The organism is Alteromonas sp. G4i13 (genome assembly GCF_054960505.1).
On record NZ_JBHNYX010000027.1, the window covers coordinates 53,873 to 66,103 of the forward strand.

9 protein-coding genes and 1 other RNA gene are annotated in these 12,231 nt (G+C 45.7%); 7 read left to right on the plus strand and 3 right to left on the minus strand.

Features of this window, described 5'->3' with window-relative positions; all coding sequences use genetic code 11:
• Positions 1-36: 36 nt before the first annotated feature.
• Positions 37-471 (minus strand): ZapG family protein, encoded by a 435-nt coding sequence (locus ACFI6J_RS13985; RefSeq protein WP_014948358.1) that lies wholly within the window; start codon positions 469-471, stop codon positions 37-39.
• Positions 472-726: 255 nt separating this feature from the next.
• On the opposite strand from ACFI6J_RS13985, the gene zapE reads away from it, so the two are divergent.
• The 3 genes from zapE (at position 727) to ACFI6J_RS14000 (ending at position 3,745) form a co-directional block, all read left to right on the plus strand.
• A complete protein-coding gene (zapE, locus tag ACFI6J_RS13990; RefSeq protein WP_014948359.1) occupies positions 727-1,824 on the plus strand; it encodes a cell division protein ZapE in 1,098 nt (365 codons plus the stop codon).
• A gap of 330 nt (positions 1,825-2,154) precedes the next feature.
• Positions 2,155-2,877, plus strand: a complete 723-nt coding sequence (locus ACFI6J_RS13995; RefSeq protein WP_014948360.1) for a YebC/PmpR family DNA-binding transcriptional regulator — start codon at positions 2,155-2,157, stop codon at positions 2,875-2,877.
• A 211-nt stretch (positions 2,878-3,088) separates the two neighbouring features.
• Positions 3,089-3,745 carry an NAD(P)H-dependent oxidoreductase gene (locus ACFI6J_RS14000; protein ID WP_278347057.1) on the plus strand — a complete coding sequence of 219 codons (657 nt, stop codon included), beginning with the start codon at positions 3,089-3,091 and terminating at the stop codon, positions 3,743-3,745.
• Between the two features lie 42 nt (positions 3,746-3,787).
• On the opposite strand, the gene ACFI6J_RS14005 is transcribed toward ACFI6J_RS14000, so the two are convergent.
• Complete coding sequence (locus ACFI6J_RS14005; RefSeq protein ID WP_049586174.1) at positions 3,788-4,063, minus strand: alpha-E domain-containing protein; 276 nt, start codon at positions 4,061-4,063, stop codon at positions 3,788-3,790.
• Between the two features lie 251 nt (positions 4,064-4,314).
• On the opposite strand from ACFI6J_RS14005, the gene ACFI6J_RS14010 reads away from it, so the two are divergent.
• The 4 genes from ACFI6J_RS14010 to rnpB all read left to right on the plus strand — a co-directional run bounded on the left by ACFI6J_RS14010 (position 4,315) and on the right by rnpB (position 9,295).
• A complete protein-coding gene (locus tag ACFI6J_RS14010) occupies positions 4,315-4,629 on the plus strand; it encodes a hypothetical protein (RefSeq protein ID WP_231506408.1) in 315 nt (104 codons plus the stop codon).
• Between the two features lie 85 nt (positions 4,630-4,714).
• Entirely contained in the window at positions 4,715-7,282 is a 2,568-nt protein-coding gene (secD, locus tag ACFI6J_RS14015; protein ID WP_462586228.1) for a protein translocase subunit SecD, read from the plus strand.
• A 161-nt stretch (positions 7,283-7,443) separates the two neighbouring features.
• Entirely contained in the window at positions 7,444-8,907 is a 1,464-nt protein-coding gene (locus tag ACFI6J_RS14020; RefSeq protein ID WP_156085973.1) for a potassium/proton antiporter, read from the plus strand.
• 37 nt (positions 8,908-8,944) lie between these two features.
• Positions 8,945-9,295, plus strand: an RNA gene (gene rnpB / locus ACFI6J_RS14025) — RNase P RNA component class A.
• Positions 9,296-9,363: 68 nt separating this feature from the next.
• Here rnpB and ACFI6J_RS14030 read toward each other — a convergent pair.
• A complete protein-coding gene (locus ACFI6J_RS14030; protein WP_462586229.1) occupies positions 9,364-11,760 on the minus strand; it encodes a TonB-dependent receptor in 2,397 nt (798 codons plus the stop codon).
• Positions 11,761-12,231: the final 471 nt, after the last annotated feature.

The window sequence follows — 12,231 nt, forward strand, 5'->3', positions numbered from 1 at the left end:
CTAAAAGAGTCCGAGGTCGTGATAAAGTTCCCGATGTTACTGTTTTTCTGCGGTATTCTTATCAGATCCGCCGACGAACAGCCCAGAACCCGAGTTAGCGAAGTCTCTTGGCTGTGTGTCAGATACACGCTGAACTCTCGATTTGTCAGACCCTTTTAGGTTGTTACGTAAATACGTAGTTGCTTGTTCCCCATAAAAAGGAACTTTGCTGTCATCATCGCTGCCTTGCTCAAGCAGCAATTCATACTCTTCAATTTGTTGCTTTAAGGTTTCGCACTGGCTTTCAATGCTCTCTAAGCTTTGACGAGTTTGATGAATGTGGTGTTGCGCCTGCTGTGCGAGGATCTCTTTAACTTGCTTCTCAGTCTGTGCAGTATTGCCTGCGCCCTGCTTTTGTTGAAAAAAGCGACCTGCGAAAAAGCCAATAATTAACCCAACTACTAACAAAGCAAGAGATACTAACAATTCCATTATATTCTCCGAATCAATCTACATCTTGCAGCCGACCTTTACTTCTACGATCTAAAAGCTGCTTTCGACCATACGCTGAATATAGCAAGGTCGAACCCGAAAAGCGCATACATCGTGACATTTATTCGGTGTATGTCGAATTTCAATGTGAGATTCTACCGTGATTTCCATTAAAATTAAGGTCATAATTGAGAAATTCAAGCAGGTCGGTGCAGCAAGCGCCGCTATTGACTTTTGTACGGAGTGGTTTCGGCGATGACGCCATGGGAAAAATATCAGCTAGATCTTCAGTCGTCTGACTTTCATTACGACGCGGCGCAAGAAAATGCAGTAAAAGAACTTCAACGTTTGTTTGATGAACTTACCCAACCTGAAAAGAAAACGACGTGGCGGGTAAAGTTAAAAGCAGCGTTTGGGAAAGGCCATGCGAAGCCTGGTATCCAGGGCATTTACTTTTACGGTGGTGTAGGGCGAGGCAAAACCTATTTAGTAGATACATTCTACGACTGTTTGCCTTTCGAAAAGAAAATGCGCGTGCATTTTCACCGCTTTATGTACCGTGTACACGATGAACTAAAGCAGCTTAAAAACGCACAAGACCCGCTAAAGCTGGTAGCGGCTAAGTTAGCAAAAGAAGCGCGGGTAATATGCTTTGACGAGTTTTTCGTGTCTGATATAACCGATGCCATGATCTTAGGCACGTTAATGGAAGAGCTGTTTGGTCACGGTATTGTGCTGGTGGCGACGTCGAACATAGTCCCTGACGATTTGTATAAAAACGGATTGCAGCGTGCGCGGTTCTTACCTGCTATCGATCTACTCAATCAGAATACCCGCGTGGTAAACGTTGATAGCGGTATTGATTATCGTCTTAGAACGTTAGAGCAAGCCGAAATTTATCACTACCCACTTGATGGCGAAGCCACCGAAAACTTGCATAGCTACTTTTCTCAATTAGCTCCGGAAGAAGGCTCTAAAGGCGAAGATATTGAGGTGAACAACCGAAAAATACCGACGCTTAGAAACGCTGACGGGGTATTGATGATTGATTTTAAAGCCTTGTGTGGCGGGCCCAGAAGCCAGAGCGACTACATTGAGTTAAGCCGTTGTTATCACTCAGTGCTTTTAGCCAATGTTAGGGAAATGGGCCAGCATAATGACGATGTGGCGCGTCGTTTTATTGCGATGGTGGACGAATTTTACGAGCGAAATGTAAAGCTGATCATATCTGCAGAAGTCGCGCTGGAAAGCTTGTACACCGAGGGGCTACTTAATTTTGAGTTCAGACGCTGTCTTAGCCGCTTAAAGGAAATGCAGTCACACGACTACCTAGCAACCGAGCACTTACCGTAAGCATAAATATGGGGTCAGAGTACATTTTGACCTCATTAAAAATGTGAAAGCTACTAACCTACACCCTTTCTAGGGGCGTTCACATTGGTATTACACGAAAATTAAGGTAGAATTTCGCCCAAATTTTTTGTGTCGCTTAGCCTACCGTTATTTTGGGCAGTGTTTCGCTTGGCAATTTCTAGCACCGTCGCGTTCGAACATTTATTGAAACGTCGAGTTCGGCAATGCTACCAAGTAAGGCAGAGCGATGCGCCTGATGCACGGTCAGGCAACAGGTAGCCCGATAAAACCCAACGCAGCATTTCAAATTGCGAGAAAGAGAATTTTAAGATGGGAAGAGCATTCGAAGTTCGTAAAAACGCCATGGCAAAAACTGCCGGCCAAAAAACTAAAGTTTATTCTAAATACGGTAAAGAAATTTACGTATGTGCGAAAAATGGTGGTGCCGATCCAGACACCAACCTTTCACTTCGCCGCCTAATGGAAAAGGCGAAGAAAGACCAAGTACCAAGCCACGTTATTGAAAAAGCGATTGATAAAGCCGCTGGTGGCGCTGGCGAAGACTTCCAGCCTATGCGTTATGAAGGTTTTGGCCCAGGTAACTGCATGGTCATTGTTGACTGCTTGTCTGACAATGCAAACCGCACCATCACTGAAGTACGTAACTGCTTTACTAAAACCAACGCGAAACTTGGTGCACAGGGTGCGGTATCGCATATGTTCGATCACCAGGCGGTATTCCAGTTTGAAGGTGACGACGAAGACGCTATCCTAGAAGTGCTAATGGAAGCCGACGTAGACGTAACTGATGTTGAAGTTGAAGACGGTAAAGTTACAGTTTACGCGCCACACACTGAATTCTATCAAGTAAAAACAGCGCTAACTGAAGCCTACCCAGACATTAGCTTTATTGCAGAAGAAATGAGCTGGATGCCTCAGACCGAAACTGAGATAAGCGAAGAAGACATGCCGATGTTTGAAAAATTCATGGACATGCTTAACGACTGTGATGACGTGCAAGACGTTTACCACAACGCGATTACGCCTAACTAAGCTTCTGCTAATTTAGATTGATATAAAAACCCTCGCTAAGACGAGGGTTTTTTATTGTCAAAAAATATTTGAAACTAATTCGTTTTTTATGGGGCTTATCATTGAAAAGCTGAATCTATACCATACACGCCATATTCATTGAGTACTTTAATTTTCGGTTCGTTGCATTCATGCGTGAACAACAAATAGCAGACGTATTGAGGAGTTAGTTGTGTCTCATCCAATTATTGAAGATTTAAATAAGCGTTACGCGGTTAAACAGTACGATGCGAGTAAACGCATTTCAGTCGATGACCTGGCGACAATTCTTGAGGCGTTGAGACTATCAGCGTCTTCAATCAACTCTCAGCCATGGAAATTTGTGGTTGTTGAAAGTGATGAAGCCAAGCAGCGTTTGCACGATAGCTTTGCCAACAAGCATCAGTTCAATCAGCATCACGCTAAAGAAGCATCGCATACGATTCTGTTTGCCTATGACCCTAAATTTACAAAAGAGAAATTTGTTAAGCGTGTCGATGTAGAAGTATCGTCTGGTCATTTACCCGAAGATATGCGTGAAAACGTCATGGGCACTTACGCATTTGCAGAAGCGAACACCGATGAAAACGGTAACAACGCGGCTTGGACCAAAGCGCAAGTTTATCTAGCGCTAGGCAATGTTCTTCACACACTGGCGCGTTTAGGCATAGCGTCTACCCCGATGGAAGGTGTTGACGCCGAATTGCTTGGCGAACAGTTTAAAGACGAGCTAGACAGCCACGTTTGCGAAGTGGCACTTGCCATGGGCTACCCAGATACAGAGCAAGATTGGAACCATGGTCTACCGAAAGCACGCCTTGCAAAAGCAGATGTGATCGCGGTTGTGTAATACCTGACTACACAAGGTTGCTATGTATATAACAAAGCCCGCTTAGCGCGGGCTTTGTTTTGCTTTCTTACTTTTGTGTTCTGGCTTCCATTTCCTGTGTTTACTTATAACTTCTCTTGGAATAACGTCTGTGATTGTGCGCGCATTATCTCTCGCGTATTGAAGCGAATTCAATATGGAAGAGGGATTGCGTGTGTCTACTGTAAGGAACTTAACGACATTATTCTCGCTGTATTCATTATAAATGGCTTCAAATGGCTCGCGATTTCCTGTTATGTCTAGCAATGGCTCCATTGCCAATTGATATACAAACAGCACAAAAAATCACCTTATATCCAAGTGAGTAAACTTACAAGAAGAAGCGATGGGCAGAAATGTAAAACCCAAAAATTATGTGCTTCAACGGTAATCTCGTTACTCACGATATTGAATAATGTATACTCACCCCAATATATGCGCTATAAAACAGCGCGTGTTTTAAGCGCGACTTTTCCTTCACAGATAGACAATTCACTACTTTGAGAGCACTAAACTTTCGCCACGGGTTTTCGTCCTACATGCCGCTTTTCATGGCATGGGTACTCTCGTGTCTCATCCTTAGTGCAAGCTTCCAAAGTGGTCAAATTAATAATGAAGTTGAAGTAAGTCAGCAGTCACCACTTGCCCAATTTAATTACGCGGGCAAGAGCTACTCGTTACGGTTTACCGGCACTAAGCTAGAAAACAGTGACGATCAAGGCGATGGACCAGAGGCAACTGTTGAATTGACCTTGGGGTTTGTTGTTCTGGCTATTGTGCTGTGTTTGGGTATGGCAAATGTTGTACCCCGTGCTCGCCAATACTACCGCCAACCTTCTCGCGGCCCACCTTTATCCCTGAGCTAATTCTCTTTTTGCCTTAATGCGCTAGCACGTTCGCTTAGCTGCAAATTAAGGCGCTTCAAAAAATTAAATTATTCAGGATTTTAAAATGGCACGATTTTCATTTCGTGGCTTTGTGTATGTGCTCATCGTTATGCTCGGTTTACTGAGCGCTGCGCCCAACATATTGCCACAATCAATTAAACAGCAGTTACCTACGTGGTACACCACGTCCACACTATCTTTAGGCTTAGATTTGCAAGGTGGTTCGCATCTGCTATTAGCCGCAGACACCAACGCCTTGTTTGAAAAGCAACTCAACAGCTTTTCGAGCGACTTACTTAGCGAATTGCGCAGTCAAAACGTGCGCTATACAAAAACGTCTCATTCACTCACTCATAAAGATAGTCGTTCTGGAAGTGTCGTCTTTACATTGCGTAGTGCAGATGATGCGAGAAAGGTAAAAGACACCGCATATCAAATTTCCGCTCAGCCAAATGGTTCAAGTGCACTTGATGTAGAGATAAAGCAAAGCACCGTTACCCTTACGCTTAACGAGCTATACACCGAACAACTGGTTAAAAACACGTTAAGCCGAAGTGTTGAAGTAGTTCGAAAGCGTTTGAACGAAACGGGGCTTACTGAGCCTAGCGTTACGCTACAAGGTAAAGACGCCATTTTAGTTCAGATGCCGGGTATGTCTGACCCCACTCAAGTTAAAAAATTATTGGGCACTACCGCACAAATGACTTTTCACTGGGCCGCGAATAGCCAGTCTGAGCAGGTTATGAATAAGCAAGATGCGGCGGGTAATACCTATCGCTTAGAGCAAAAAGTGGCGCTAGAAGGTGAACATATTACTGATGCGGCAGGTGTCTTAAGTAGTGAAAATGGCCAGCCAGTAGTGACGTTCCGATTAGACAGCGCAGGTGCCAAGCAGTTTGCCACTATGACACGTGACAACATCGGCCGTGTGCTTGCTATCGTCCTTGACGACAAAGTGGTTACAGCCCCCGTCATAAATAGCGTGATTCCGGGTGGTCGTGGTGAAATAACCGGTAACTTTACATTGCCCGAGGCGGGCAACACCGCATTAATGCTTCGCACAGGTGCGCTACCTGTGCCACTTACCATTATAGAAGAACGCACGGTGGGGCCTGATTTAGGCAGCGATGCAATTCAAACCGGCGTGGAAAGCGGCGTGGCAGGTGCGTTACTGGTATTGGCATTTATGGTAGCGATTTACGGCAGGTGGGGCGCTATCGCAAGTTTTGCTCTTTGTATCAATATGGCGTTGGTGTTTGGCGCATTAACCCTGTTTGGCGCAACACTGACGTTACCGGGCATTGCAGGTTTGATCCTAACCATGGGCATGGCGGTCGATGCCAACATTTTGATTAATGAACGTATTCGTGAAGAAAGTAAAAAAGGTCGTCCGGCAGCCAGTGCAATAGAAGTGGGTTTTGATAAAGCGTTCGCGACTATTGTGGATTCAAACTTCACCACACTAATAGCGGTAAGTTTGTTGTTTATGTTTGGAAGCGGCCCTATTAAAGGGTTTGCAATTACAATTGCCCTTGGTCTGGTGTCTTCGGTATTTACTGCTGTAGCCCTAACTAAAATGTTAATGCTAAGAGTGGTTAAGTCGAAGCACAAGAATACGCAAGATCGCGCGCAGCAGCGCGTTCCTTTGCGCTTTTCATCACCGCTTTTGCGGTTAAGCGATAAGCTTAGCGGTATTAATTTTCTGGCAAAGCGTAAAATTGCACTCGCTGTTTCGGTAGTGCTAACAGTGCTTTCAATCGGCTTGTTTGCTAAACCTGGCTTACATTATGGTGTCGACTTTACCGGTGGCACCATGATTGAGTTGACCGCACCAACCCTTACTACCTATGAGCTAAGGAATGTGATTGAAAGCAATGGCTTTGATCAGATAGCAATTCAAGAATATGGCAGTGAACATCACTATTTATTGCGAGCCCCTGTTCTAGATAGCAGTGGCGAGCTTGAAAATAGCAACGCAAAGCAGACTGACGAACTAAAGCGTGCGATTTCGCAAGCCGACAGTGAGGTAAGTTTTGATAAAATTGATATGGTTGGACCCAAAGTCAGCGGAGGCTTTGCCGAGCTATCCATTCTAGCATTGCTTATCGCAGGTGGCGGCATGTTGGTGTATCTGTGGGCACGCTTTGAAGCGCATTTTGCGAGCGCAGCGCTGCTAACCGTGATACTCGATTTAACCAAAACCATAGGCTTTTTCGCGCTTACGGGCATCGAATTTAACTTAACGGCTGTCGCAGCACTGTTGGCGCTCATTGGTTACTCTATAAACGATAAGGTGGTGGTGCTTGATCGCATCCGTGAATTATTGCGTTTAGACCCAAACAAGCCATTGGCAGATACTATTAATGAGGCCGTGAACAGCACGCTAAGCCGCACGGTGTTCACTTCCGTTACCACGCTGTTGGCGTTGTTACCAATGGCTATTTTTGGCGGTGATGCAGTAGAAAGTTTTGCAGTCCCTATGGTTTTTGCTGTCGTGATTGGCACGTCATCGACCTTGTTTATCACCTCTACGCTGCTGTATTTGTTGGGCAGCAGAAGAGAGAAACAAGGTAAAGCGCAGTTAAAGCCTACTGCAGAAGAGATTAAGGCTTCGTTGTCGCACATCCCTTAGGCGGCACAAGTTCCTTAACCCCAATACCTCAGCGTGCTTTCGTACCTCAATACATTGGTGCAAAAACGCGGTAAGGTAGCAGTATTAACAGGAACCCTTGATGCTCTCACGCATACCCGAATAATTTGCGTGAGAGCATCAAGGGCAATAAGGAACGTATAATGTTTGCAGTTGATCACATTATTTTACTCAGTGCAGTGCTTGCCATTTTGGGCGTACTGGCCAGTAAATTGTCCCCGCGCTTTGGCGTACCTGTTTTAGTTTTATTCCTTGGTGTAGGTATGTTGGCTGGAGAAGATGGTATCGGCCGAATCTTCTTCGATAATGCTGATGCTGCGCATGCCATTGGTACATTTGCTCTTATTCTCATCCTATTTGATGGCGGTCTACAAACGTCAAAAAAGTCCATAGCGCAGGCGTGGAAACCCGCCGCGTTACTCGCCACTTTTGGCGTAATTGGTACGGCAGTGATCACCGGTATCGCTGCTATGGTTATTCTCGATTTACCGCTTTATAAGGGCTTATTGCTTGGTGCTATTGTCGGGTCGACAGATGCCGCAGCAGTGTTTTCTGTTTTGCGCAACGCTGGTATACGCATTCCTTCAAAAATAAAATCCACACTAGAACTAGAAAGTGCGTCGAATGATCCAATGGCCATATTCCTCACAATTGGCCTTATAACGCTTATTCAAGACAGTACCACTAAGCCAGTTGACTTACTTTCGCTGTTTGCCAGTCAAATGGGAGTGGGAGCGATAGTGGGCCTTGCCATTGGCGGTATTGCAGTATGGCTTTTCAGACGCGTCACCTTAATGGCCATCGGTTTGTACCCGGTATTTGTGATGTTGTTTGGTGTATTGTCTTTTGGCCTTGCTGCGAACTTAAATGGCAGCGGCTTTCTCGCTACCTTTATTACGGGTGTTATCGTGGGTAACAGCCGCTTTGCTTATCAGCGTAATACGTTTGTGTTTCTGGATGGGCTGGCCTGGCTTGGGCAAATTGCCATGTTTGTTATCTTAGGTTTGTTGGTAACGCCCACCGAGCTGTTTGTTAATTGGAAAGAAGGCCTTTTAATTGCGTTTGTGCTTATTTTTATTGCACGTCCGCTGGTGGTTATGCCGATTTTGTTGCTTTCAAAATTCTCGTTCAAAGCATCGTTGCTCATCTCATGGGTGGGTTTACGCGGTTCGGTGCCAATTATACTCGCTATATTTCCGCTAATATTTGGCATGCCATACGCCGAGCTTATTTTTAATGTGGTGTTCTTTATCGTGCTTATTTCCGCCTTATTGCAAGGTTCCACCTTACCTTATGCGGCGCGTAAGTTAGGCTTAGTGTTGGACGATGAAGTAAAGGAATCGAGCACGCTGGAGATTGTAAAAGTCGCTAAGAGCAAGCGCGAGCTTATAGAAATAGAGGTATCGAAGTTATCACCGGCACTACATAAAACCATTAGCGAATTAGCCCTTCCCGATAATACGGTAGTGGCGATGATTGCCCGTGGTGAAGAAACCCTTATACCTAAAGGAAGTACCAAAATAGAAATGGGCGATCAAATTTTCATTATCACCAAACTGCTCGATAAAAGCGCCGTTGAGCACTGCTTTTACAGCGAGCAGGAATAGGGTGCTATTGTAGGGTACTTCATGTAGAATGCGCCGCGGAGTTGGCCAGGCAATCGCCGCTTTCGTAAGAAAGGGGAGGAAAGTCCGGGCTCCAAAGGGCAGGGTGCCAGATAACGTCTGGGCGGCGTGAGCCGACGACAAGTGCAGCAGAGAGAAGACCGCCTAAGCATGTTTACATGCCGGTAAGGGTGAAAGGGTGCGGTAAGAGCGCACCGCACCTCTGGTAACAGAGTGTGGCAAGGTAAACTCCACCCGGAGCAAGACCAAATAGGATCCCTCAACGTGTGGCCCGCATGGGGATCGGGTAGGTTGCTTGAATCAGTGAGCGATTGCTGATCTAGAGGAATGGTTGCCCACGACAGAACCCGGCTTACGGCCAACTCCACTCTTTTCCCAAAAGAAAGTGAAGCCTCTACCTGAAGGGATATTTCCTCAGGCAGAGACATTTATCACTCTTTACTGAAAGAAATAGCGGAACGTCGCACCAATGGTGCGCGGTTGGTTCACCGTAAATCCAAGTCGAGCTCGTCCACCACGTTCTCTATCAAAGGATAGCTGCGCGTTTTCGTCGAACAGGTTGTTTGCATACAGTAATATTTCATAGTCATCGTAGGTAAGACCGAAGCTCATATTAAGCGTGCCGTAGTCGTCTAACAACAAGTCTAACTCCGTTGTTTCTGCGCCAGTGGCACCGCCAAAGGCAAGGCCTGAAGTGAATATACCTGCGCCTGCAACTTGGTCACTAGGCTGGGTTATACGGTCTCCCACGTACTGGTAAGAGCCTTGGAAATAGGTGCTGTTTGAAGAGAATAAAGGCTGCGCTAAATCGTAGGTAAATGCGATGGAAAAGCTCTCTTCAGGTACTGAAGCTAGGCGGTTACCGTCTTCTACGCCACCTAGTACCGCACCGTCGCCATCAACCACCGTTGAGTCGAACTCAGCTTCGATGATGCTACCGGTTAACGAGAAGAATAGTTGCTCGGTAAACTGGCGGGTAAGTTCAAATTCAATACCTTGGGTGTGGGCTTCAGGTACGTTAAACGAGACCCGTGAAGAACAAGACCCCGCATCTAACGTAACTTGAAGATCTTCGATATCGTTATAGAAAGCCGAGATATTAGCCGTCCATCCACGACCTGATGATTTCATACCGATCTCATAGTTGGTGAGCTTTTCATCGTCATAGTCTTGGAACGAACCAAAGATGGCTTCATCTTGGTCGGTACACAGGCTTCTATTTAGCGGGTCATTTACACCGCCAAGTCTAAATCCTTGAGACACCTGAGCATTTAAGTTCACGTTTTCGCTTACGCTATACTGGCCGATAACGCGAGAAGTAAAGCCATCTGATTCTGTAGAATCGGTCTGGTTGTCGCCGTTGGCAAATAAGCCCCCAGAGATAAACTGACGCTCTTCTTCATAATCGTAAAAACGAGAGCCCACGGTCATTTTAAAGTCATCGTTCACTTGATAGTTCACTTCACCAAACACAGCAAGCTGCTTCAAGTCGTACGGTAAATAGGCGTTGTAGGGAGAATCAGCTTCAAAACCATTGGCAACCGCTGCTGACGTGCCTTCACCTAAGGTGGCGTCGGTAAATGCGTCGTACCCAGGGGTAGGGAGTGATTGGTCGTAAACACGCTCTGTAGAAGAGTAGAAAGCGCCAACTAGCCAGTCTAGCGCGCCATCGCCATTGGATGCGGCGCGAAGCTCAAAGGTATCTTGCTCTACTTCCGTTCTGTCTAATAAGTTCGACGGTAATAGTACGGCTTCATCAGGAAAACCTAAGTCGATACTTACTGAGCCAGAAAGCGCGCTGGCATCACGACTTACAAGAATATCGCGGTCGGTATAGCTATAAACAAAGGTAAAGTCAGCAACGTCAGCTTGATATTCAGCAGTTACGTCAGCAATCAAGGTATCGTCAGAGAAGCCTTCTTCAAGCAGCAAGTACTGTTCTCGTTCACCCAATTGAATAGCTGGGCGGGTCGTTGTGTAAGGGTTAGCAAACACGTTATACACTTCCTGCCTGTTAAACCCGTTCATTTCCAATTCTTGGAAGATAAGTCGTGGTGTAATTGTTAGCTTATCGCTTGGGGCGATGATGAACGCTACGCGTCCGCCAGTTCTATCGCCGTCGTTAACGTCTTCGCTAAACGCGCCGTTTTCACCTAACGCATCTATAAAGCCTGCGTAATCAGTGCGGTATACCACCGCGCGCATGGCAATGGTGTCGGAAATAGGTACGTTTACCATGCCCTTAACGTGACCGCCCACGCCACCGTCTGTCACACTATTAAGATTAGCTTCAAACTTACCTTCAAAGGTATCTAACTCGGGCTGATTGGTGATGTAGCGAAGGGTTCCGCCGATAGAGCCAGATCCAAAAAGCGTACCTTGCGGACCGCGCAGGGTTTCAATGCGGTTAAGGTCGAAAAGGTCGAGATCTGGAGTAAATAAAGACAGCGAGATCACGCTTTCATCGAGGTATACGCCGACCTGCTCCTTGACGCCTGGTTGGTCTCGTACAATCTGACCCGCTGAAACGCCACGCATAGATACTTGGCTTTGGCCTGGTCCTAAGTTTTGAATTGAGACGCTCGCCACGTTTCTTGCGACGTCTTCTAAGTTTCCTGCACCGCTGCGTTCAAAGTCTCGCTGCGTTTGTGCGTTGATTGAAAAAGGAATGTCTTCAATGGATTCTGCACGCTTTGTTGCAGTTACTATGATCTGCTCAAAGTCATCGTCATCCTTTTGTTGTGTGTCCTGCGCCATTGCACCGGAGCTAAGCAGCCCCATTACCGCAACGCTAAGTGTGCTTCGTCTAAACGACGATTTTTCTATTTTAAACATAAGTCCATCCAGGTTGGTTGTTTCTATTTTGTTATCAGGCAAGGGCGTAATGTGGCAAAAAAGTTGGGTTATTTCCATAACTTGCGAAACAAATATTTCATTTTTTGTTGTATCTAATGCGCTACGTTTTTCTTGTTAATTTAGTGTTAATTGTAAATGTGTGGGGAATGTGCGTCTAAAAGGTCAAAAGAAGCGTCTATCTGGCTAATTACAAAAGCAATAATCTAAGTATCATCTTTATGAGAGAGGTGTTGACCCTAAGAGCAAAAATGACTGAGTGATAAAAGCAAGCGGCAGCGAGCGGTTTATATCAGCGTCACAGTAAAAGCTGATGGGTTAATTAGAAAGTACAACATGAAAGCATTGTTCAACAGTTAAAGCTAAGAAGGTGAGTAATAGAGTGGAGAAGGCAGTGAATACAAGCGATGTAGTAAAAGGGGTCTTAGCAATTGTTATCGCAAGCTTTCTGTG